This is a genomic window from Gluconobacter sp., from assembly GCF_047723935.1.
In the GTDB taxonomy this organism is placed as follows: domain Bacteria; phylum Pseudomonadota; class Alphaproteobacteria; order Acetobacterales; family Acetobacteraceae; genus Gluconobacter.
Map to the genome: position 1 here is coordinate 1 of NZ_JBDOBO010000017.1, position 23,107 is coordinate 23,107.

The 23,107-nt window shown below is 57.7% G+C and carries 22 protein-coding genes; 13 read left to right on the top strand and 9 right to left on the bottom strand.

All coding sequences use genetic code 11. The annotated features are described in order from the left end of the window. Positions 1 to 199, bottom strand: a 199-nt coding sequence (locus tag ABF979_RS08175) for a hypothetical protein (RefSeq protein WP_415559064.1), incomplete at its 3' end; no start/stop codon positions are given. Positions 200 to 367: 168 nt separating this feature from the next. Between ABF979_RS08175 and greA the strand changes: the two genes are divergently transcribed. Together greA and ABF979_RS08185 are read left to right on the top strand one after the other, a co-directional pair. Next, positions 368 to 841, top strand: a complete 474-nt coding sequence (greA, locus tag ABF979_RS08180) for a transcription elongation factor GreA (RefSeq protein WP_086632975.1) — start codon at positions 368 to 370, stop codon at positions 839 to 841. Beyond that, positions 841 to 2,067 (top strand): threonine ammonia-lyase, encoded by a 1,227-nt coding sequence (locus ABF979_RS08185; RefSeq protein ID WP_415559065.1) that lies wholly within the window; start codon positions 841 to 843, stop codon positions 2,065 to 2,067. Before greA ends, ABF979_RS08185 begins: the two co-directional genes overlap by 1 nt. 72 nt (positions 2,068 to 2,139) lie before the next feature. Here ABF979_RS08185 and ABF979_RS08190 read toward each other — a convergent pair whose 3' ends face one another. From ABF979_RS08190 to msrB, 3 genes are all read right to left on the bottom strand, one after another. Beyond that, positions 2,140 to 2,427: a DUF1330 domain-containing protein gene (locus ABF979_RS08190; RefSeq protein ID WP_099213198.1), complete on the bottom strand. Its 288-nt coding sequence runs from the start codon at positions 2,425 to 2,427 to the stop codon at positions 2,140 to 2,142. A 95-nt stretch (positions 2,428 to 2,522) separates the two neighbouring features. Next, complete coding sequence (upp, locus tag ABF979_RS08195; RefSeq protein WP_064275018.1) at positions 2,523 to 3,161, bottom strand: uracil phosphoribosyltransferase; 639 nt, start codon at positions 3,159 to 3,161, stop codon at positions 2,523 to 2,525. Continuing rightward, on the bottom strand, positions 3,158 to 3,577 hold the full coding sequence (gene msrB / locus ABF979_RS08200) for a peptide-methionine (R)-S-oxide reductase MsrB (protein ID WP_203547637.1): 420 nt from the start codon (positions 3,575 to 3,577) through the stop codon (positions 3,158 to 3,160). The genes upp and msrB overlap by 4 nt, the downstream gene beginning before the upstream one ends. A 147-nt stretch (positions 3,578 to 3,724) precedes the next feature. Here msrB and ABF979_RS08205 point away from each other — a divergent pair, with 147 nt between their 5' ends. From ABF979_RS08205 to ABF979_RS08230, 6 genes are all read left to right on the top strand, one after another. Further along, a complete protein-coding gene (locus ABF979_RS08205) occupies positions 3,725 to 3,916 on the top strand; it encodes a CsbD family protein (RefSeq protein ID WP_046901216.1) in 192 nt (63 codons plus the stop codon). Between the two features lie 123 nt (positions 3,917 to 4,039). After that, a complete protein-coding gene (gpmI, locus tag ABF979_RS08210) occupies positions 4,040 to 5,578 on the top strand; it encodes a 2,3-bisphosphoglycerate-independent phosphoglycerate mutase (RefSeq protein WP_415559068.1) in 1,539 nt (512 codons plus the stop codon). After that, the gene (locus ABF979_RS08215; protein ID WP_415559070.1) at positions 5,565 to 6,854 is read left to right on the top strand and encodes a murein hydrolase activator EnvC family protein; all 1,290 of its coding nucleotides are present in this window, start codon (positions 5,565 to 5,567) and stop codon (positions 6,852 to 6,854) included. The genes gpmI and ABF979_RS08215 overlap by 14 nt, the downstream gene beginning before the upstream one ends. A 125-nt stretch (positions 6,855 to 6,979) precedes the next feature. After that, complete coding sequence (locus ABF979_RS08220; RefSeq protein WP_415559072.1) at positions 6,980 to 8,446, top strand: S41 family peptidase; 1,467 nt, start codon at positions 6,980 to 6,982, stop codon at positions 8,444 to 8,446. Positions 8,447 to 8,476: 30 nt separating this feature from the next. Beyond that, positions 8,477 to 9,580 carry a divergent polysaccharide deacetylase family protein gene (locus ABF979_RS08225; protein ID WP_415559074.1) on the top strand — a complete coding sequence of 368 codons (1,104 nt, stop codon included), beginning with the start codon at positions 8,477 to 8,479 and terminating at the stop codon, positions 9,578 to 9,580. After that, complete coding sequence (locus ABF979_RS08230; RefSeq protein WP_415559076.1) at positions 9,577 to 10,089, top strand: RNA pyrophosphohydrolase; 513 nt, start codon at positions 9,577 to 9,579, stop codon at positions 10,087 to 10,089. The genes ABF979_RS08225 and ABF979_RS08230 overlap by 4 nt, the downstream gene beginning before the upstream one ends. Here ABF979_RS08230 and ABF979_RS08235 read toward each other — a convergent pair. Genes ABF979_RS08235 through ABF979_RS08245 form a run of 3 tightly spaced genes read right to left on the bottom strand, consistent with a single transcriptional unit; the run spans position 10,047 to position 13,647 of the window. Then, positions 10,047 to 11,801: an ABC transporter ATP-binding protein gene (locus ABF979_RS08235; RefSeq protein ID WP_415559077.1), complete on the bottom strand. Its 1,755-nt coding sequence runs from the start codon at positions 11,799 to 11,801 to the stop codon at positions 10,047 to 10,049. The genes ABF979_RS08230 and ABF979_RS08235 overlap by 43 nt on opposite strands. Before the next feature lie 56 nt (positions 11,802 to 11,857). After that, the gene (locus tag ABF979_RS08240) at positions 11,858 to 13,063 is read right to left on the bottom strand and encodes a CCA tRNA nucleotidyltransferase (protein ID WP_415559079.1); all 1,206 of its coding nucleotides are present in this window, start codon (positions 13,061 to 13,063) and stop codon (positions 11,858 to 11,860) included. After that, positions 13,060 to 13,647: a DUF1285 domain-containing protein gene (locus tag ABF979_RS08245; protein ID WP_415559081.1), complete on the bottom strand. Its 588-nt coding sequence runs from the start codon at positions 13,645 to 13,647 to the stop codon at positions 13,060 to 13,062. The genes ABF979_RS08240 and ABF979_RS08245 overlap by 4 nt, the downstream gene beginning before the upstream one ends. A gap of 94 nt (positions 13,648 to 13,741) precedes the next feature. On the opposite strand from ABF979_RS08245, the gene ABF979_RS08250 reads away from it, so the two are divergent. From ABF979_RS08250 to ABF979_RS08270, 5 genes are all read left to right on the top strand, one after another. Beyond that, a complete protein-coding gene (locus tag ABF979_RS08250) occupies positions 13,742 to 14,770 on the top strand; it encodes an AAA family ATPase (protein WP_046901207.1) in 1,029 nt (342 codons plus the stop codon). Positions 14,771 to 14,775: 5 nt separating this feature from the next. Next, positions 14,776 to 15,702 carry a DUF58 domain-containing protein gene (locus tag ABF979_RS08255; protein WP_415559083.1) on the top strand — a complete coding sequence of 309 codons (927 nt, stop codon included), beginning with the start codon at positions 14,776 to 14,778 and terminating at the stop codon, positions 15,700 to 15,702. Next, the gene (locus ABF979_RS08260; RefSeq protein WP_415559085.1) at positions 15,699 to 18,449 is read left to right on the top strand and encodes a DUF4159 domain-containing protein; all 2,751 of its coding nucleotides are present in this window, start codon (positions 15,699 to 15,701) and stop codon (positions 18,447 to 18,449) included. Before ABF979_RS08255 ends, ABF979_RS08260 begins: the two co-directional genes overlap by 4 nt. Beyond that, positions 18,446 to 20,494: a VWA domain-containing protein gene (locus tag ABF979_RS08265; RefSeq protein ID WP_415559087.1), complete on the top strand. Its 2,049-nt coding sequence runs from the start codon at positions 18,446 to 18,448 to the stop codon at positions 20,492 to 20,494. The genes ABF979_RS08260 and ABF979_RS08265 overlap by 4 nt, the downstream gene beginning before the upstream one ends. A gap of 77 nt (positions 20,495 to 20,571) precedes the next feature. Beyond that, positions 20,572 to 21,183, top strand: a complete 612-nt coding sequence (locus ABF979_RS08270) for an ankyrin repeat domain-containing protein (protein WP_046901203.1) — start codon at positions 20,572 to 20,574, stop codon at positions 21,181 to 21,183. Positions 21,184 to 21,273: 90 nt separating this feature from the next. Here ABF979_RS08270 and ABF979_RS08275 read toward each other — a convergent pair whose 3' ends face one another. Both ABF979_RS08275 and ABF979_RS08280 read right to left on the bottom strand, forming a co-directional pair. After that, positions 21,274 to 22,359 (bottom strand): site-specific DNA-methyltransferase, encoded by a 1,086-nt coding sequence (locus ABF979_RS08275; RefSeq protein ID WP_415559089.1) that lies wholly within the window; start codon positions 22,357 to 22,359, stop codon positions 21,274 to 21,276. Continuing rightward, on the bottom strand, positions 22,356 to 22,979 hold the full coding sequence (locus ABF979_RS08280; protein WP_415559091.1) for a ribonuclease HII: 624 nt from the start codon (positions 22,977 to 22,979) through the stop codon (positions 22,356 to 22,358). The genes ABF979_RS08275 and ABF979_RS08280 overlap by 4 nt, the downstream gene beginning before the upstream one ends. Between the last annotated feature and the right edge of the window lie 128 nt (positions 22,980 to 23,107).

Genomic DNA, 23,107 nt, shown 5'->3' on the forward strand with positions numbered 1-23,107 from the left:
CTGCTATGATGAGACCAAATATTTCAACAACACTCTGCGACAGAGAATAAAAGAAGTTTCCTCCGAAAAAATGGAGTACCGGTGTCAGAACAAGAGTGCATGCCAAGAGCACTAGTTCGCCCCAAAAAAGCACCGATGAGATCCCAAAGAGAAAACGCAGGATCTGACGAACACGGCGCAAGGTATCAACTTTTTTCATAATGACTTCTCCTTATCGAAAAACGATAAGCACCGACAGGTGTTGCCTGCCAAGAATTTTATCGCTTTTCGATAAACAAAAACGCGCCACCTTGCATAAACCCCCCTAAAATCCTATGTTGTCAGGCTGTTCATTCAATTTCAGTCACGCTTTTCCGAGGATTTCAGAGTGCAGAAGATCCCCATGACCGCAAAGGGACTGCAGCGTCTTGAAGACGAACTGCGTACCCTCAAGAGCGTTGACCGCCCTGCAGTCATTCGTGCCATCGCAGAAGCCCGCGAACACGGCGACCTTTCCGAAAACGCCGAATATCACGCTGCCCGAGACCGTCAGTCTTTCATCGAAGGTCGCGTACTTGAGCTGGAAAGCATTGTTTCCTCGGCAGAAGTTATTGATCCTTCGACCCTGACCGGCACGAAAGTACGTTTCGGCGCGCATATCGAAGTCGTTGACGAAGAGACGGACAAGGAAAACGCCTATCAGATCGTTGGCGTTCATGAAGCCGACATCAAGCAGGGCCTGATTTCAATCTCGTCTCCTCTGGCGAAGGCACTGATTGGCAAAGATGTAGGCGACACCATCTCCGTTCCCGCTCCCGGCGGTGACCGCAGCTACGAGATCCTGAAAGTCACATACCGCTAATGTCTGACGTCCTGACGTCCGTCGCCCCTGTCGTGACCCTTCTGGACATTGAAAACGCTCAGAAGCGTATTGCGTCCACGGTTGTTCGCACGCCGACGATTGCCTGCCCGGCCCTTTCCCGCCTGACAGGTACCGAAATTACGCTCAAGCTTGAAAATCTTCAGGCTATCGGCTCGTTCAAGGAGCGGGGAGCCGCCAACAAAATGGCGCTCCTGACGCCCGAGGAACGCGCCCGCGGCGTTATTACAGTCTCGGCAGGCAATCACGCACAGGGTGTGGCGCGTCAGGCCAGCCTCCTTGGTATTGATGCCACGATCGTCATGCCCCGCTTTACGCCAGCAACCAAAGTTGCAGCGACCCAGGCATGGGGAGCAAATGTTGTCCTCGCAGGCGACGATTTTGCTTCTGCATGCGTCACGGCGGAAGAAATTCAGAATAAAGAAGGTCGGGTCCTCGTCCATCCGTTCAATGACCCTGCCGTCATTGCGGGTCAGGGGACTGCTGCACTCGAGCTTCTCGAAGATGCGCCTGACATTGATACGGTTGTCGTCCCTGTCGGCGGTGGCGGCCTGATCGGTGGTTTTGCAACCGTCATGGCTGCACTTCGCCCCGATGTGGAAATCATTGGCGTTCAGGTCGAGGCTTATGCCTCTCTAGCCGCATTTCCGACAGAAGGTGGTGCCACTCTCGGTGGCTCGACAATTGCTGAAGGCATTGCCGTAACGCAGTTGGGCGATCATTGCCTCAGAGCATTTCGTCACCGGATTTCCAAAATTCTCGTGGTTAACGAACTTCAGGTCGAAAGCGCCATCACGACGCTGGCAGAAAAAGCCAAGCAGGTCTGCGAAGGCGCTGGCGCGACGGGTCTGGCTGCTGTTCTGGCCAACCCTGAGCTGTTCAAGGGCCGCAAGGTTGCCCTTCCCTTGTCGGGTGGCAACATCAATGCCCGTATTCTGGCCAATACGATCCTTCGCTCTCTTCTCCGGGACGGAAGAATTCTTCGCCTAATCTTCCAAATTCCCGACCGCCCCGGAATGCTGGCTGACATCTCCGCGCGTATTGGCAATTACGGTGGAAACATCATCGAAGTGTCTCATCATCGCCTTTTTGCCTCGCCGTCAGTTCAGACAGCCGAGCTGGTTGTGATGATCGAAGCCCGTGACACTCAGCACGCCACGCAGATCGAAACCGATCTTGCCCGTCATTACATCGTTCGACGGGACTGAAACTGCACGCATTGTGTTCGATCTGGTCTCCCAGCGTCGAACACAATGCAACTGCAACCTAATTTCCGAAATTCAGACGCCTTCTACAATCACCACGTTGTAAGAAGCGGCCTTCCAGCGATGCTTCGCGACCGTTTGATAGGCTGGGCTGTCATACCAGGCCCGGGCAGCAGCAATATCCGGAAATTCGACAATAACGACACCATCTGGCTCGATACCTTCAAGCTTTTCCTGCTTTCCGTAGGCAGCAAGAATTTTGGCAGGATGCCCCTTAAAGGTCTCGCCGACACCATTTGAATAGGCTTCAAACTCGGCTGGGTCGGTCAATTTGTCACGAATGAAAATAGCGTAAGCGGTCATGGTACTTCATCTCCTGAACGGGGGTGATGCATAACCGGCCACAAAACGGCGGGATGTTCAGCACACAAGCGCGTGTGCTGAACATTTGAACCCGTTTAGCGCGTCCCGAAAAGACGATCGCCAGCGTCGCCCAGACCCGGGACGATGTATCCGTGTTCATCAAGCTTCTGATCAACACAACACGTTACGATCTGCACATCAGGGTGCAGCTTCGTCATGTAATCAATGCCTTCCGGTGCTGCGAGCAGGCAGGCGAAAACAGGTGAAATAGCACCCGCTTCCTTGACGCGCGCAACAGCCGCCGCAGCGGAATGCCCGGTGGCGAGCATCGGGTCCAGAACAATACATGTCCGCCCCGGAACGTCGCTTGGCATATTGAAATAATATTCGCTGACTTCCAGCGTTTCATGGTCGCGGCGCAGACCAATATGTCCCACACGCGCAGACGGAACCAGATCCAGCATTCCGTCCAGAAGGCCGTTTCCTGCGCGCAGAATGGAGACGAAGCACAGCTTCTTGCCGTCCAGTTCCTCACCTTCCATTGGCCCGCTCGGGGCTTCAATATGGCGAGACGCCAGAGAAAGCCCGCGCGTCGCTTCATAGGCCAGAAGCAGACTGAGCTCACGGGTCAGCCGACGAAAGCCTGCTGTAGATGTATTCTTATCACGCAGACGGGTCAGCTTGTGGCGCACCAGCGGGTGGTCGAGAACGATAGGCGGCAGCGCCTGACTCATGCTTTTTCTCCTTCGGCCGGGCGAAAATCGAGTGCCAGACCGTTCATGCAATACCGTAACCCTGTGGGCGGTGGCCCATCAGGAAAAACATGCCCCAGATGCCCATGACAACCCGCACAGTGCACTTCCGTCCGAACCATTCCGTGGCTGGCGTCCTGCGTCGTCCCGACACCGTTTTCCAAAGGCGCGAAAAAAGACGGCCAGCCACTTCCGCTCTCGTATTTCGTGGCGGATGAAAAAAGTTCACGCCCACATCCTGCGCAGGCATAAATTCCTGCCCGCTTTTCATCATTCAGCGGGCTGGAACCGGGATATTCGGTGCCATGCTCGAGCAGGATACGGCGCTGTTCCGGCGTGAGGCCGACGCCACACCCCCCGCCATTGGTTCCCAAAACGGGACCGCAGCTTTGGGTCATGGTCAATCTCCAGAAAATCTGAGGTTTTCAGTCTTGGATATATGGAAGCCGCACGCCGCTTTGTCACGCATATCTGAGTGCAAGACATGAAACTTCCTGCCTCACCAGCCGTTTATGTTCGGCAACCCTGTTTCAGGAGGTAATGTCATGAGCTCCATTGAAGACAAGATCAAAGGCGCCACCAACAAGGTCGTCGGCAAGATCAAGGAAGAAGTTGGTCGTGTCACCGACGATGAAAAGCTTGAAGGTGAAGGCGTTGTCCAAAATCTGAAGGGACAGGCCCAGACCGCCAAGGGTGACGTCAAGGACGCCGTCAAAGGCGGCATCGACAAGATCTGACGCTCACGCGACTGTCATGTCACCTGCAACGCCCGCCATCTGGCGGGCGTTCGCATTTTGGAGGAGAGGTGGCATAATGCCCAACAGTCTTTTCCTCCTTAATGCGAGACAGGAAGTCCAATCATGTCCCATACCGCTTCTTCTCCACGCCGCCCCGTCATGCTTGTCATTCTGGATGGGTTCGGCTGGCGTGAAGAAAACTCTGATAACGCGGTAAGACTGGCAAACACGCCAACGTTTGACGGACTTTGGGCGGACAACCCGCATGCTTTTCTTAAGACATGCGGAGAAGATGTCGGACTTCCTGAAGGCCAGATGGGAAATTCCGAGGTCGGCCACCTGAATATTGGTGCAGGTCGCGTCGTGATGCAGGAACTACCTCGCATTTCTCGTAGTGCCCGTGACGGCTCACTCGCCGAAAATACAGCCCTCAAAGAATATATTCATGCGCTGAAGGTTTCAGGCGGAACCTGCCATCTGATGGGTCTCGTCTCTCCCGGCGGCGTTCATGCACACCAGGACCATATTCTGGCTCTCGCGAAAATCGTCAGCGCAGCAGGAGTGCCTGTCGCTCTACATATCTTCAGTGACGGCCGTGATACTCCCCCGCGCTCCGGCGAGGAATTCATTTCAGCCCTCCTTCGAGATCTGCCACAGACCGTACAGATTGCCACAATCAGTGGCCGCTACTACGCCATGGACCGCGATCGTCGTTGGGAGCGCGTCAAGCTGGCCGTGGATGCGATCCGTGATGGCCAAGGCCCTCATGCAGATAACGCCCTCTCTGTACTCAAAGCTAGCTACGCGGAAGACAAGGGAGACGAATTCGTTCTGCCAACTGTCCTTGGACAGTATGGAGGCATGAAGGACGGTGACGGCATTCTCTCCTGTAATTTCCGTGCCGATCGTATCCGTCAGTTGCTGGACGTTCTCGTGGCACCGGACTTTGATGGATACGACAGCGGTCGCCGCATCAAATTTGCCGCCATTACCGGCATGACGCGCTACTCGGATCATCTGTCGCCCTACATGACAGTCCTGTTCCCCAAAGTCTCTCTGGAAGATCTTCTGGGTGAGGTCGTGGCCAAGGCTGGCAAGACTCAGCTTCGTATGGCCGAAACTGAGAAATTCCCTCACGTCACATACTTCCTGAACGGTGGTCGCGAAGTTCAGCTTCCGGGCGAAGAGCGCATTCTCGTGCCGTCTCCTAAGGTCGCCACCTACGACCTACAGCCGGAAATGTCCGCTCCTGAGCTGACAGACCGTGCCGTCGAAGCCATTGATTCCGGCCGCTTTGACATGATCATTCTGAATTTCGCAAATCCGGACATGGTCGGCCACACGGGCTCCCTGCCCGCTGCCATCAAGGCCTGCGAAACCGTGGATCAAGGGCTGGGCCGCATCAATGACGCACTTGTCCGTGCAGGTGGCACACTGATCGTCACCGCCGATCACGGAAACTGCGAAACCATGCGGGACCCTGAGACGGGCGGCGTTCATACGGCCCACACCCTCAACGTCGTTCCGGTCATTCTGGCCCATGCTGACGGCAAAACGCTTCACGACGGACGCCTGGCAGACCTCGCCCCGACGCTTCTGGCACTTCTGGGTCTTGCTCAGCCCCCAGCGATGACGGGCGTCTCCCTACTTGAAAACGCCTGACTCAGCCGTCGTTCTGCCACTGGTTTTGGCGTTCTCGCCATTGCTGGTGGCCGCGACTGCGTCCACGCCTCATGGGCATCATACCACTACCCACGCCCACCCGACGCATGCCCTAAGTGCGGGACAACAAGCGCTCGCCCGTGCTCAAGCGGCTCGGAAAGCGCTTGAGACACAGCAGGCTCAGGAAGCCGCCACACTCCGTGCCAGACAGGCTGCTGCCGTTGCTGCACAGCAAAAGGCCTTGCAGGACAGCGCGCGAAAAGATGCACTGGCCGCTCAGACCCACACGGCCCAGACCGTTGTACAGACGACACGTTCCCGTATCGCGGCTTTGAATGTCGAAATCGCAGATCTCACCAGTCGGCAAGCAACCGTGCGGCAGGATATTGCCCACGAAAACCAAGCGCTCCAACCGCTCCTGCCTGTTGCCGCGAGACTCTCGATAGCGCCCGATGCTGCTCTGCTGGCCTCCCCGACGACTGCGACGGAGAGCATTACCGCGCTTTCCATTTTAGGAGGTTTCTCCCGCCTGACCCAGCAGCGGGCTGCAAACTTGCAAATGAAGGAAGATGAGCTTCAGGAAATCGGGGCCACTCTGGAAGCCCGCCAGAAAGAGCTCGATGGCCTCCTTCAGTCACAGACGCATCAACGTGATATCGCGGCCGCCAAAACCCGGATTGCAGCCAAGCAGGAAAACGTCTCGGACCAGGCCGCACGCCGTGCGAAATCCGCAGTTGCCGAAGCGATGAAGGCGTCTGCGGACCTTTCTGCGGAAATTGACGCAATCGCCCGACAGGAAGCTCAGGCCAAAGCAACACTGGAAGCCGAAGCCCGCGCGCTCGCAAAGAGCCATCAGATGGAACAGGCGCGCAAAGCCCGTGCTCAGGTCAAAGCTCTTTCCGCCGGAAACGGTGTTTCTTCCGGGAGCGGCCACGCACCTGTCACCGGGCGTATTGCGGTTCGCTGGGGACAGGATACGGAAGCTGGCCCGTCAACAGGCATCACCTATGCCGCCGCACCTTCAGCCTCCGTTCAAGCTCCGTGCAGTGGCCGAATCGTCTTTTCCGGTCCGTTCCGCTCTTTTGGACAGATGTTGATTCTGGATTGTGGACAGAATTACCGCTTTGTTCTCTCTGGCTTGGGATCACTGGGTGTTTCCAGCGGGCAAAGTGTCAGGAAAGCCGCCGCACTCGGGCAAATGCCGTCTGCTGAGGGGCTGCTCTTTGTCCAGTTGCGCCACGGCGCCCAGATCGTCAGCCCTGCTCCGTTTCTGTGACCCTGTTTTCTGACAGGGCAGGACACTGTAAGATCACGTCTTAACATTTCGGCAACCCGTTTCGCGCTAGTTCACACACTGCAAGAGACGCCGGAAGCACGCCCGTTCCCGAGGATGGAGATCACATGAAGTTCCGTACTGGCCTGTTGCTGGGCACCGCCTTTCTGGCCGGACTGGCTGTCGGACCGGGCGCACTGCGTCTCGTCGGGTCCGCTGGCAGTTTCCCCACCGCCGCCATCGCTCGCGACGTCTCTCACGACAACAGCGCTGAAACCGTTCGCCTCCTGACTTTGCTCGGCACGGTCATGGATGTTGTGAAAGCTGAATACGTCCATCCCGTGACGGATAAAGACCTCATCAACAATGCTCTGGACGGCATGGTTGGCGAACTCGATCCCCACTCATCTTACATGACCGCCGCCCAGTTCAAGGACATGCAGACCGAGATTTCCGGCAAGTTCGGCGGTCTGGGCCTACAGGTTCAGGCTGAATCCGGCCATGTGCGCGTTGTGTCTCCAATTGATGGCACGCCTGCCGCACGGGCTGGTATCCAGACTGGTGACTTCATCACCATGGTGGATCACAAGAGCATTGATGGCCTGACGCTCGATCAAGCTGTTCGCAAGATGCGCGGCGATCCGGGAACATCCATCAGCCTGACCGTGGTTCGTCCGAAAACGGGCAAGACACTCACGTTCGACATGAAGCGCGAAATCGTTCACGTCCAGATCGTAAGGTCCGCTCTGTACGGCAGCACTGCATATATTCGCCTGACAGAGTTCGACGATGATCTCGAAGGCGCAATGCATGCCGCTTTTGACAAACTGAAGGCTGAAGCTGCCAAGAGTTCAGCCCACAAGCTGACAGGTATCATTCTTGATCTGCGATCCAATCCGGGCGGCAAGCTGGATCAGGCTATTGCCGTCTCTGATGACTTCATCAAGGAAGGAGAAATCGTCTCCATCCGCGGGCGGCATGCTGAAAACAACCAGCGCTGGGATGCGCGCGGCACGGACATTACAAATGGCCTTCCGATTGTCGTTCTGACCAATGGTGGCTCTGCGTCTGCCAGTGAAATCGTGGCCGGAGCGCTAAAAGACCATCGTCGGGCTGTCATTCTGGGTGAAAAGACGTTTGGCAAGGGGTCTGTCCAAACACTGATTCCTATTGGAGATCAGGGTGCCGTTCGCCTGACAACGGCGCGTTATTACACGCCATCTGGCCGTTCCATCCAGGGACTGGGCATCACGCCTGACATCCCCGTTGCGGAAACCAAGGACGATGACGCCTATGGTTATCGGGAAGCAGACCTGTCCCACATTCTGACCAATGTCGGTGGAAACCGGACAGCAGAAACGCCTCGGACCGATCTGCCCCCGATCTCCAAGTCTATTCCGAAAGCTCCGCCGGCAGACTGGCCGAAATTTGATCTGACCAAACCTGCAACGGACTTCCAGCTGCAGCAGGCCATCAAGGTCGTCAACGCCATGGCTGGGATCTCCAATCCTCCACCCGCAGTGGAGCAGGCTACGGAAGTCAAAGCGCCTCCAGCAGACAAAAAGGCCGCCCCTGCACCGGCGCCGACGCACTAACCCGTAGAACGACACAGGACAGCCCAGACCGTGCAGAACCGTCCCGCTTCATCCCACTCTGGGCTCTGGAGCCGCCTTCCCGTTATCGGGCGCCTTCTGATCGCGTTCTGGGGTGTCGTCCTCGTTGGTGGCACGTCAGCAGCCCTGATGCTTCGGCATCAAACACCTGCAGACGTGCCACCACAAAAAACCGAAACTGCTCTGGCGATACCGTCACACCCGCCAAAAAATACTGCTTCCGGTGAAAAGACATCCCCCCCGGCTACGCCGGTAAATCAGAACTCCAAAGCCGCTCTCAACGCAAATTCATCAGTCTCACCAGTACAACCTGCGTCAGCGATAAAAACCCCGGGAATGCCGCCCCCGATTGCGCAGACAACCCATACTGATCTGACGACAATTACAGCTTCAGGCAAAAGTGTTGTGGCCATCGTGCTCGAAGGTTTCGGATATTCAGACGCCATGACATATGACGTCCTTTCCCGTATCCCTGAGCCTGTTGCTGTCGGTGTGTCACCCTATCTTGGCAACCTGACGGACGTCCTGTCCCGAGCACATGCTGCCCATCGCGAAACTTACGTCACACTCCCCATGCAAAGCGCTCATCCGGAGCAAGTTGACGAAGGCCCTCATGCGTTAGGCTATGGCAATTCGGAAGCAGAAGACCGACAGGAACTGGACTGGTGCCTCTCGCAGGCTAAAGGAGCCACAGGTCTAACCGATGCTTCCGAAGCCGGAGACAGCCAGCCGGCAGATGGCTACGCAGCTATGCCTGCATTTCAATCTCTGGCAGATACGATTTCCAGTCGTGGCTTTCTGTATATCAGCAGATCTTCGCAGGAAGACCGTCATATACGGGGTATGACAGCGTCCACGTGGATCAATGGTGACACAGATGCCAAGACGCTTGACGCAAAATTTGCAGCCCTAGTCCCGGGCGGGGCCAAGCCCACCCATGTTCTGTTGATGATGGGGCCGTTGACACCCGTCGCAATCGACCGCCTTGAAGCATGGTTGAAAAGCCCGGCAGCAGAGCGTTTCATTCTGGTCCCGCCCTCCGCACTTGCCGACAACGGCACGACGGATCATCAGGCATTCATCCAGTCAACAAACATTCAGACGGCACCCCTATGACCGATTTTTCAGACCTGCCCTACCGCCCCAATGTTGGCGTGGCGTTGTTCAATCGTCATGGAGAGCTCTTTGTCGCCCGTCGCGCCGATCTGCCTGGGGATATCTGGCAATGTCCTCAGGGCGGTATCGATGACGGAGAAGACCCGCGAACTGCGGCCTTCCGTGAACTTGAGGAAGAAACTGGCTGCACAAAGGCGACACTGCTCGCAGAACGGCCGGACTGGCTGTCTTACGATCTTCCTGTCCCCCTGATTGGCCGTGCGCTAGGCGGAAAATTCAGAGGCCAGACACAGAAATGGTTTGTTCTCGGATTTGATGGGGAGGACGGGGATATCCGTCTGGATCTTCATCTCCCGCCCGAGTTCGATACATGGGAATGGATTGCCCCTGAGGATCTTCTTCAGCGCAATCTGGGATTCAAGCGAGAGCTTTATGAAAAGCTCCTGCCTGAACTCAAAAATCTCTATCAGGCCGCTTCAAGAGACTGGCTTCGGACCAAGCGGGCGTAGAGGCCGTTCTTTTTTAGAAGCTCAGCATGAGAGCCCGCTTCAACAGCTCGCCCCTCATCCATTACAACGATCACATCAGCAGCCTGCACGGTTGAAAGCCGGTGCGCCACAATAACAGTGGTGCGGCCTGTGCGAAGCGTGCCGAGAGCTTCCTGAACACGAGATTCACTTTCCGAATCTAGCGCACTTGTTGCTTCGTCCAGCAACAGCACGCGCGGGTTACGCAGAAGAGCCCGCGCGAGAGCAACACGCTGTCGCTGTCCCCCTGAGAGGCGCCGCCCCCCCGGTCCAACACGCGTTTCCAGTCCATGAGGAAGGTTACCGAGAAAATCGACAGCCGCCATCCGACAGGCGTTCTCGACCTCTTCCCTGCTCGCATCCGGACGGCCGATCCAGATATTCTCCATGAGCGACATATCGAAAAGCGTCGTGTCCTGACTGACATACGCAATCGCATCACGCAGGGACGATACACGCACATCCCGGATATCTACGCCCTCCAGCAGAATACGCCCTGCCGTCACGTCATGCAGACGTGGGATAAGGGAGAGTGCAGTCGATTTTCCCGCACCACTAGGGCCCACCAGCGCGACTGTTTGCCCTGGTTGAACATCCAGGGTCAGACCAGCCAGTCCGACACGCCCATCTTCGTATTCGTAAGACGCCTCTTCAAAAACCAGATGCCCTGTCCCAGTTGGAACCGCCAGAGCGTCCGTCCGTTCGACAACCGCAGGAGGCTCATCAATAACGGCAAAGACACGAGACAGCCCGGCCAATCCTTCCTGCATCGCCGTATTAAGAGAGCCCAGAGCCCGAATGGGGCGCGCCGCGGTCAGCAGCGCTGTGATGAAAGCTGTGAAATCGCCAAGCGTGGCGCCCCCCATGGCCGCACGCCACCCAGCGAAGCCCAGCACAACGGCAACAGCTGTACCACCCAGAACTTCCAGAACGGGATCGACGCGTGCACGTCCCTTCGCAATCCGCAGAAAAGCAGTGTGCAACAGATCCAGAGAATGATCGACGCGCTCGCTTTCCCGGCTTTCCATCCGATAAATGCGCACCTGACGCGCTAGGGCAAAGCTCTCATTGAGGAGCGCAGAAGTCTCGCCAATCTGCTCCTGCATTCCCCCCGAAGCCCGACGAACCTTCTTGCCAAGCTTCTGAATCGGCACGGCTGCGACGGGATAAAGCACTAGAGCAATCAGGCTAAGTTCCCAGTCAGCCCAGATCATGGCTGCTACAAGCCCGACCACAGTAACAGCGTCGCCCAGCGCATTCACGACCCGGACCATGGCTTCACGGATCGAAACAGCGTCCGTTGTGAAACGTGCAGCCCACTGAGCAGGCGCTTCGCGCTCAATGCGCGAAATGTCTGTTTGCAGGGCATGTGCAAACATCCGCGACTGAAGCCCACGGATAACAGTCAGTACCAGCCCTTGAACGGCAATTGTCTGCCCATACTGCGAGGCAGCTTTGAGGGTCGTTACAATCACAACGAGTGCCGGCACCTGGTAAAGAATGCGCGGGTCCTGAGCCGCAAACATGTCTACAGCGCGTTTGATCACCACTGGATAGAGCGCTGTCAGTCCTGCCATCAGAACCGTCAGCACAACCACGCTCACAATCTGGCGCACGTGATGACGCATTTCATCACGCCAGATCCGTCGAATCAGAATCTGGCTGTCTGTATCAAGGGCTGTCTTTCTGCTCATTCGAGGGGGTTTAGCAGGCCTCTGCAAAAGCACGAAACCGCGACGACACCATGTGCCTACTCTGACGCGTCGCCCATCTCATTCAGAAGATAAGCCATGCATGCGTCTCGGCCCGGAAGGCACCCATGGCTCATCCACCACAAACGCCCCTTTGCCAACCACTGCCCCATACCTGGGCCCGGCATAATCCCGGCGTCTCTGGCCTCTTTGCCTCCAAGCGGGAACACAGGTTGCGGTTCCTGCTTCAGACGATCTCGCAGCCTGTTCCATTCAATGCTCCGGGCACCAATGAGAGCAGCCTGCAACAGCCAGCTTCTATCCAGCAAAACACAAAGGTTTTGTTCTACACGTGCCCGCCGGATATCGTCGGCAGACATTGCGGGTGCCAGATCTGGCCGATCAGAATCAAACAAACGCAGCCGGTCACGATCCGCATTGGAGAGCTTTAGACGCTCTGCCAACAATTCACCTTGCGCATGACCGAGAGCCGATAGCCGCAACACTGGATTTTCTGGCGCTTCACACATCAGAAGCCGCTGTAACAAGACCAGATTGGGTGCAGGGACAATCCGAGCCAAAAGTCCAACGTCCTGCATAGCCTGCAACGTTTCCTGCAACCTTGGCCCCGTCAGAATCCGCAGCAACTCTGAAGCAATCCGTTCGGCAGACAAGCCATCAATCAGATCAAGCCGCTCCGCAATCGCCGTGCAGGCCTCATGATCCGGTGTTCCCCTGCCATAACGCGCATCGAAGCGAAAAAATCTGAGCGCCCGCAGAGCATCTTCCTCAATGCGGCGCCCGGCATTTCCAACAAATCGAACGTGATGGGCTTCAAGGTCCCGGCTGCCCTGGAAATAGTCATGCAGACGATCGTGCCGATCCAGAGACATCGCGTTGATGGTAAAATCGCGACGTGCAGCGTCTTCTTCCCAGCTTTCTGTCCAGGCGACCACAGCATGCCGACCATCTGTCTGTTCGTCACGCCGTAGGGTTGTAATTTCGTACGGCACACCACGAATCACAGCCGTCACCGTGCCATGAGATAATCCGGTCGGAATAACCCGGACTCCGTTAGCCTTCAGAATGTCCTGTACGATTTCGGGAGGCTCGGGCGTTGCCATATCCAGATCGTGCACGGAGACGCCGCGCAGCAGATCTCTGACGGACCCGCCAACTAGGCGTGCTTCTGGCAGGAGCCTCCACAAAACATCCAGACCACTCCGGTCGTCCAGACGGGCCAGAAGTCCGGATGTCTCCGTCATGGTTGACGTGATAACGGGAAGAAACAGTCTTGGCTCCAGACGCCCAGACACGGCTTGCCCTCAACATGGCCCTGCACGGCAAGAGCCGCGAGCTCAAAATGGACGGATCGGCTGATTCGCGCCTGTATCGGGAAATCACCTTCCCCGTTTCTCAAATGCACATAAGGAATGGCTCCACACTCATCGAGCGGACGGTCCCAGTCACACAGGATGGGGTGTTCCGGCCCCACGCAAACGAGTTCGTCCATATTGGTGCGGAAACAGAGCGTCTGGTGGCGCCCACAGCTTCCCCGAAAATCCATTTCAACGGCGATGTAGGGAACATCCTCCACCTGAATAACCCCACTTTCCATGGGTGTTTTCAGCCAGTACGTGCCTTCGCTATCACGTGTCAGCATGGACGAAAACATGCAAAGCATCGCCTTGCGCGTCACGGGAGACCCCCGATACAGCCAGGTGCCATCCCGGCGAATCAGAAATGGAATTTTCCGGACACCGGCAGAGGGTGCTGCGGCAGCATCGGCAGGTCCCGTCGCGGGGAAAACGTCAGATGGGGAGACATCCCGACAATCATGAGCGCTCAATTTTCCCTCCGGTTAAAATGAAAACTTCTCTTCTCACACCAAGTTGGGTGCAATCGAGCCTTGATGAAACCCCCACACCTGTCAGACTGGTGATATGAGCGAGCAGCATTATTCTACCGGCGCCTCCGCCGGAACCCTCCGGGGCGAAGCAGATGTGGCCGAGGCCGATCGTCTGGCCCCTGTTCTCCGCGATGTCCACACAGCTATCGGCAGTATCGTGCTGGGACAAGACCGGGTGATCGAGCAGGTTCTCGTCACGATCCTGTCTGGCGGTCACGCACTTCTGATGGGTGCGCCGGGCCTTGGCAAAACCCTTCTCGTCAATACGGCCTCCCGCGTGCTGGGACTGGATGCCACGCGTATCCAGTTTACGCCTGATCTGATGCCATCAGACATCACGGGCGCTGAAATCCTGGATCAGGACGTCAACGGACAGCGGGCCTTCCGATTCCTTCCTGGCCCGATCTTCGGACAGCTTGTGCTGGCGGATGAAATCAACCGCGCAAGCCCTCGCACGCAGTCCGCCCTATTGCAGGCCATGGCAGAACACCGCGTGACGCAGGGTGGCAAGGATTATATTCTTCCAAGTCCCTTCCACGTTCTCGCAACACAGAACCCGATCGAGCAGGAAGGCACCTACCCGCTGCCAGAAGCCCAGCTCGATCGGTTCATGCTTCGCATTCCGCTGGATTTCCCCAACCGGGACGCAGAGCGCCAGATGCTCCTGCAAACCACGGGCGCCACAACGGCACAGGCTCCGACGCTTCTGAACGCCGAATCCCTTCTGGCAGCGCAGGCCCTCGTTCGTCGGCTTCCTGTTGGCGATAAAATCGTTGACGCAATCCTGAGCCTGACGCGCGCGCTTCGCCCAGAAGACCCGTCTGCTTCTTCCGAAGTGCGGGATGCCGTTTCTTTCGGCCCAGGTCCTCGCGCCGCGCAGGCCCTGATGATTGCAACCCGTGCCCGCGCCCTGCTGAACGGCCGTCTTGCCCCCAGCCTGGACGATGTCATCGCGCTGGCAGAACCCGTCCTCTCACACCGTATTGGTCTTGGCTTCGGTGCGCGGGCCTCCGGCGTAACAGTCGAAGCCCTAATCCGCGCACAGGCTCAAACGATTCTCTGAACCCTGTGAAAAGTCCGATTGAAACGCTCCGGGGCCTGTTCTCCTCCCAGAACAGGCACTCTCCCGCCTCTCTCACGGCACCAGCCGAACGGCTCGCTCTGCCGGCTCTGCTGCTTCAGGCCGAAAAGATTACTGCCAGCCTTCAGGCCGGCACACATGGCCGCAGACGTTCGGGGGGTGGGGAAGACTTCTGGCAGTTCCGCCCCTATCATTCTGGGGAACCAGCGACAGCCATTGACTGGCGGCAGTCCGCACGCTCTCCCATCGAAAACACCTTCTGGGTGCGGGAACGGGAGCGGGAAAATGCGCAGTCTCTGCTTGTGTGGTGCGACCCATCTGCATCCATGGACTGGCGGTCTTCAGTGCAGCTCCCCACAAAACGGGAGCGTGCTCAGCTCTGTACACTGGCACTGGCCGGTGCGGCTCTCCGCGGCGGTGAACGGGCTGGCCTTCTGACAGGGCCAGAAGCCGGACGCGTTTTTGGTGGAGCTCAGGTGCTCAGCCGGCTTGGCGAAGCTCTCCTTCACTCTTCGACGGATGAACCAGAACTTCCACCACTAAATGCGCTGTCACCTCAGACAGATCTGGTTCTCATCAGTGACTTTCTTTGGGAAGGAGACCGGATCGAAGCCGTTCTCAAGCATTGTGCCAGTCGGCCTGTCCGCGTCCATCTGCTCTGCATTCTGGATCCCGGCGAGCGTTCCCTTAACCAGACAGGACGAATCCGCTTTTCCGGTCTGGAGGGCGGTGTTCTGACCCTTCCCGCCGTGGAAAGTCTCAACTCAGCTTATGAACACGCGGTCTCAGCGCATCTGGATGCGTTGAAAGCAAGTGCGGCAAACCTGCACGCCGACTGCATTGTGCATGAAACATCGCAGGACCCGCTCCCTGCGTTGCTGGCACTCCACCTCGCCATGGGAAGCGGACGATGATTTTTCTCTCGCCTCTTCTTCTACTTGGTCTGCTGGCACTTCCAGCGCTGTGGTGGCTTGTCCGCGCGACACCTCCTGCCCCGCAGGAAAAGTCCTTTCCATCGCTGCTACTGCTCCGGCGCCTGACGGCGCAGCGGGAGGATGCTGCACGTTCGCCTCTGTGGCTTCTGATTCTGCGGATTGCCGCAGTTGCACTGGTTATTTTCGGCCTTTCCCGTCCCGTCCTCATTCCACACAGCTCTGGGAAGACTAACGGTCCTGTCCTCATTGTTATGGATGACGGATGGGCCGCAATCCCGCACTGGAATGAACGCGTTGCAGCGGCTCTTTCCCTTGGACAGTCAGCCCTCCGCAGCGGAAACCCGGTAACACTTGTTCGTGCAGCCCGCTCCCCCGATGGCGCGATGCCGGAGCCTTTCGTCACGAGAGACAGCCACGCTCTTTCGGAACGTCTTGAGCACATGCGCCCTCAGCCCTGGCCGGTTGATCGCGCAGGGCTGGCTGACGAGCTTGGCCATATGAATCTGTCGAACCAACATATTACTCTGCTGTCTGACGGGGTCGCTGCCCCTCATGACGAAGCTCTGCAAAGAGCCTCGAGCAAAGCAGAAGCGGTCCAAGATATGCGCTGGAACCCCTGCGATGTTCTACGCCTGAGCGCCAATCAGGAGGCAAACGGCACCCTCCATGCAAAGGTCGAAGGGTTTTCTTGCCCCAGCCGAACAGCCACGGTTCGTGCCGTTGCAGGGAATGGCGGGACCTTGGCGGCGTATCCGGTTCAGGTTGGGGAAGACAAAATACTTCCGCTACCTGCGCTACTTCGCAACCAGCTGGATCATTTCGCTGTAGAAGGACTGGCAGGCCCAGCGACGACAGTGCTGAGAGGAGACGCCGGGCATCGGCGCCCCGTTGGTCTCCTTCAGACGCCCGGTGACAACACACCGCTCATTGGTTCAGCATTCTTCCTTAACCATGCGCTCGATACACTCTCCGAACGCCGAACCGGTGACGCTAGCGCTCTGCTTGGTTCATCACTTTCCGTCTTGGTGGCCACCGATGGATCCCTGTCTGGCGAGCAGACCCGCAACCGCGTTCTCGAGTGGGTCCGGCATGGTGGAATGCTTATCCGCTTTGCTGGGCCGGGCCTTGCAGCCGCTCAGTCTTCGCAACAGGATAACGCGACCGACGACGCACCGGATGCCCTGCTGCCCGTTCCCCTGATGAGCGGTATGCGCCAGCTTGGGGGGCCGATGTCTTGGGGCAAGCCTCAGGCTCTGGAAACTTTCCCCGCCACGTCGCCTTTTGCTGACCTCGCCATTCCGCCAGACGTGACAGTCTCACGACAGGTTCTTGCGAAGCCGGAAACGGGTTTGCAGGATCACGTCTGGGCCGCCTTGGCAGACGGGACGCCGCTGGTCACGGCACGGTCGGAAGGCAATGGAGAAATTGTCCTGTTCCACATCACAGCCTCTCCTGACTGGTCCAATCTTCCCATTTCCGGCCTGTTTCCACAGATGCTGGAGCGTCTGATCGAGCGCTCCGCAGGCGTGACTGGCACGAGCCCCACCGATCTTACCCCTTGGCGCACGCTGGACAGTACCGGCGGCCTCACGATGCCTCCCGCAGCAGCCAGATCCGTCAAAGCCAATGCTCTCGCCACCACAGAAGTCAGCGTCACACATCCAGCAGGGCTCTATGGTCCCGCCCACGGAACACGCCCACTGAACCTGTCAGACCATGCCCCTCCGCTTCGTGAAGAGATGCTTTTGGGAACGCGGCTTACGCCCGAGGGCGCGTCACCAGACCGGCCATTCGGCCCATGGCTTCTGGCCACTGGGCTGCTGGTCCTGCTTGTGGATTTTGCATTGTCTCTGCGACGGCGTGGACTGCTTGGCCCTCTGTGTGGCGCACTTGTGGTACTTTCGTTCCAACAGGCCCAGGCTCAGCAACCAGTCCCCTCAGCACTCCCGACAACGGTGCCGCAGGCCGCATTGGAAACCCGGCTGGCCTACGTCATCACTGGCAATGACGATGTGGATACAGCCTCTCGCGAAGGACTTCAGGGGCTGTCTGACTATACAAGTGCCCGAAGCTCTGCCCTTCTTGGGCACCCTGACGGTGTGGTTCCCGGGAAAGACGATCTGGCGTTTTATCCGCTCATCTACTGGCCCATTACAGCAGACGCACAACCGGATGCCGCTCGCACCAAAGCCCTGAACGCCTTCATGGATCACGGCGGGATTCTGCTGATTGATCAGCAGGGCGCCGGCACGGATATGGATGCAGGATCAGGAGGTGCCGTGAGAGCCGCTCTGAAGCGCGTCACGGACGGACTGACCATTCCTCCTCTTGCCAAACTCACGGACAAGCACGTTCTGGGGCACACGTTCTATCTACTCCACAGCGGCTTCCCTGGGCGCGTCAATGGGCAGCCCGTTTATGTGGCTCGTAACGGAGATGAAGCGAACGATGATGTCAGTCCTGTCATCATCGGCAACGGAGACTGGGCCCACGCATGGGCTGTCGATGCGTCCGGCAACCACCCTTACGCCGTTCTCCCCGGTGGCGATGATCAGCGCACACAAGCCTATCGTTTTGGCGTCAACATGGTGCTCTACGCCCTGACCGGAAACTACAAGAGCGATCAGGCCCATTACCCGGAAATGCTCCATCGCCTGGGGCAGGACAATCCTGACACGCAAAGCCCCTCTGTCGGCACGGACGAAGACGAGGAGGACGCACCATGACGTTCGACCTTGCCCCCATGCTTCCACTTTGGCTTCTGGCTACTGTGGGCGCACTCATTATTCTAGGCGCCCTTTACAGTCTGGTGCGTGGTGCACGCGGGATGGTCTGGCGTGCATTGGCCGTTCTGATGCTTCTGGGCTGGATGACTGGACCGCGCTCCCTGCACCCAGTTCTACGACCTGTTCCACAGGATGCCCTTCTGATCGTGGATCATTCTCCGTCCATGCAGGTCGGGCAGCGTGCATCTCTCGCAGATCAGACAGCCAATCAGATCACGCAGGATGCAACGCACCTGCCGGGCCTGACACTTCATCGCATTGATGTGCCGGGAGGCTCAGGCCACGGAACGCGCCTGTTTGACGCGATGGATCACGCGGATCTGCCGCAAGGTCGTTTTGCCGGAGCCATCGTTGTCACGGATGGCATGGATCATGACGTCCCATCACGGCTTCCAACTCGCTTTCAGGGCCCGAACGGACAGAGACTACCGCTCCATCTGGTTCTGACGGCGAAGGGAGAAGAGACGGATCGTAGTCTGCGAATTTTGAGCACTCCGCCGTATGCCATTGTCGGCCAGAACGCGACCATTCGCCTTCAGGTGGACGATCTGGGAACGCCTGCCCCGGCGACAGCAACCCTGACCGTCCGTGCGGGAGATGCTCCTGCAACAACTCGCACGATCCAAACAGGCCAGCCGCAGGATATAACCGTTCCTGTCCAGCATCCCGGTGAAACACTGGTTGGCCTCTCCGTCTCAGCCCTCCCGGGCGAGGCCTCTACGCTGAACAACAACGACGTTATTCGCATTCGCGGTGTTCGGGACCGGCTGCGCGTTCTGCTGGTTTCTGGCGTCCCGAACCAGAGCGAGCGTGTTTGGCGCCGACTGCTGAAAGCGGACCCGTCGGTCGATCTGGTCCACTTCACCATTCTCCGCTCCCCGAGCACAGATGACGGCACACCGCTTTCAGATCTGGCGCTGATTCCTTTCCCGATCAGGGAGCTGTTTCAGGAAAAAATCCGCAGCTTTGATCTCATCATTCTGGATGGCTTTCGCAACAGCAACATCCTGCCGGAAGAGTACCTGACCAACATCGCGGATTACGTTCGCCGTGGCGGTGGCCTGCTTGTCACTGCGGGACCAGAATTCGTGCAGGATGGCTCCTTGCAGGACACGACACTGGCACAGATTTTCCCTGCGCATGTGCCAACCGATGGCCTGGTGTCCCAAGCCTTCCGCCCCGTTCTGACAGATCTCGGCAAAGCTCATCCAGTCACTGCGGGACTGGGCAACAGCAATGACTGGGGTCCCTGGTACCGTTCAGCAAAGGTAGACCAGTCACACGGCCAGAATTTGATGAACGGCCCCAATGGCTCACCCCTCCTTCTGCTTGACCGAGTGGATCAGGGACGCGTTGCGATGCTTCTGTCTGATCAGCTTTGGCTCTGGTCACGCAATGAAGGCGGTGGAGGCCCACAAGCTGAACTCCTGCGGCGCCTCTCGCACTGGCTCATGAAAGAACCGGATCTCGAAGAGAACCGGCTAAGTGCCCGCATCGAAAATGGCCAGCTTCTGGTGGACCGTCATGCGCTGGGTCAGACCGCCATAACTCCACAAGCCATGGTGACTCTTCCCGACGGTCACACCCAGCCTATTGCCATGACAGGCGGGAAAGGCCTCTGGCATGGCAGCATGCCGGTAACGGGCGGCGGTATCTGGACAATCCGGCAAGATGGCCTTGTCGCCTTCGCCAGTCCTGCCGCACAGGATATTCTTGAACGGCAGGACCTCCGCGCAACCGCAACAGTCATGGGCGCAACGGCCCAGGCATCGGGCGGAAGCCAGAACTGGGCAGGAATCGGTATTCCTCATCTGCGACAAATCACCACAGGGCAGGATCTATCCGGTTCGGGATGGATCGGCCTGCCAGTCAGTCAAGCGGCCGTGGCCGGGGAAACGCGAACGCAGGACCTCGTTCCAGCATGGCTTGCGCTCGTTCTCGCCCTACTATTCCTTGGCTTTGGCTGGTGGCGGGAAGGACGTTGATATTGCAGCATGTGACAAGTTGCGGACGACGATTCTGGAGACTCGCACAGGACTTCAGATCGCAGTATATTGACCCTATGCGACTGCCCCTCACCCTGCCCCGCCTTCTGCTGATTGCCGCTTTGGCAGCCACACCGACAATCTTCGTGCCCTGGCACTCTGCCCATGCGCAGGATGCCGATGACGCAGAAGCTGAACAGGAAGCGGAAGAATCTGCCAAAAAGGCAGAAGCCCGCAAGGCCGCGAAACGCGCCGCCCCGCCTTCAGCTCTGCCAGGCGCAGAAGCGGCAGATGACGATGCGGGCCATGCACGTGTGGACACGAACCCGACGACGGCTCTCTTTGATGCTATCAATCGCGGTTCGCTGAATGCGTCCAAAGAAGCCTTGAATCGTGGTGCTGACATGAATGGCCACAACATTCTCGATCAGACCCCGCTGGACATGGCGATTGACCTGAATCGCAAAGACATCATGTTCCTGCTGCTTTCCATGCGGACCTACAATCCGGATGGGCGCCTGGAAACGAGCGTTAAGGATAGTGGTGTGCAGATGAAAGGTGGCAGCGGTCACCTGACAATCGGCGGCAAAGCCTCGACAGCAACGCGTGCGGCGCCTTCTCCTCATTTCGATGAAAAGGGCGGTACCGCTGATCCGGCATCCGGCTTCCTTGGATTTGCAGGACGCTGATTTCCTAACGTTTTAGAAACAGAAAAGGCCTGAAGGAGAGTTCTCCTTCAGGCCTTTTTTATAATCTGCTTTACAGAGCGGAAGGGCGCTTTAGCCCACGTTTCGCAGGGCAACGCTTTCCTGGCGCAGAATATCAATTGGCACCATTTCTCCGTCCCGCTCAAAGAACCAGAACGTCCATCCATTGCAGGAAGGCGCATTGGTCAGAATTGCGCCCAACTTGTGAATGGAACCCCGCTGATTGCCCGATACCAGCGTGCCATCCGGCGTGACCGTTGCCTTCAGACGCTTTTGACGATCGTAAAGCGCCGTTCCCGCAGGCAAGACACCCGTTTCCACGAAGCTCCCGAACGGTATCCTTGGGATATCGCGCTTGGCAGGCGTAACAGCAACATGCTCGGACGTCAGACGCTCTTCGCGGGCTACCCGCTCACGCGCCGCCTTCACATAATCCGGGTGACGCTCAATTCCGACGTAGTGACGCCCCAATCGCTTGGCCACCGCAGGGGTCGTGCCACTGCCACAGAATGGATCAAGCACCACATCCTCAACATTCGTGGACGCCACAAGCACACGATGCAGAAGGCTTTCCGGCTTCTGCGTCGGATGCAGCTTCAAGCCGTGCTCGTTCTTGAGGCGCTCGTTCCCCGTGCACAACGGCAAGTACCAGTCCGATCGCATCTGAAGGTCATCGTTCAGCGCTTTCATGGCCTGATAGTTGAAACGATAACGGCTCTGCGGGCTCTTGGCCGCCCAGATCATGGTTTCATGAGCATTCGTAAACCGGCGCCCACGAAAATTCGGCATCGGATTGGATTTGCGCCAGATGATATCGTTCAGGATCCAGAACCCAAGATCCTGAAGAATAGCACCAAGACGAAACACGTTATGGTAGGAGCCGATCACCCAGATCGTGCCGTCCTTGTCCAGAATACGATGTGCTTCTGACAGCCACTCACGCGTGAATTTGTCGTACGCCGAGTAATCGTCGAACTTGTCCCAGGCATCATCAACGCCATCAACAACAGTTTCGTCCGGGCGCCGCAGTTCGCCACGAAGCTGAAGATTATATGGTGGATCGGCGAAGATGCAGTCCACGCTGCCATCCGGCAGGGTCTTCATCGTCTCTACGCATTCGCCACGCAGGATCTGGTCCACTGGGAGTTCGCCGGTCATGCTGCGTGTGCCTCTGCTTCAATCATGTTTCGAATAGGCGCAAATCCGCGCCTGTGATGGGGTGTAACGCCCTGCGTTTTCAGGCCGCTCATATGAACAGCGGTGCCGTATCCGGCATTGCGCTCCCATCCATAGGCATCATGCCGAACGGCAAGACGGGCCATCAGGCGGTCTCTTGTAATTTTTGCGATAATGGAAGCTGCCGCGATGGAGAGACTGATGCCATCTCCACCAATCACCATCTGAATGGGACAAGGCAGCTTGGGCGCATGCTTGCCATCAACAAGCGCGAGATCTGGCATTGGGCCCAGTCGGTCCAATGCACGCCTCATCGCAAGGTGACAGGCCTGTGCAATGTTGATCTGTTCAATTTCCGTGACGGATGCTGCGCCGACCCCGATCAGGATATTCGAAGCCTGCATCAGTAGCTCGTAGGCAACCATTCGCCGTTTCGCTGTCAGTTTCTTGGAATCATCCAGAAGACGCGAAAGCATTTCATCGGGGGGAGATGTGAACGCAACGGCTGCTGCCACTACAGGCCCAGCCAGAGGACCACGCCCGACTTCGTCGATCCCGACGACCAGCCCTCCGTGGGCCGCTTCAAGGGCGTAATCTGGCATTCCTGAACTTCTCCCCGACCAATCCGGTTAATCAACTGACTACCGAATCGGTTTTGAATCATGGCGACTCGAAAGGGAAGCCCAAAAATGGCTTATTTTTCAGAATAAGTTGTCAAGTGTGCCTTGAA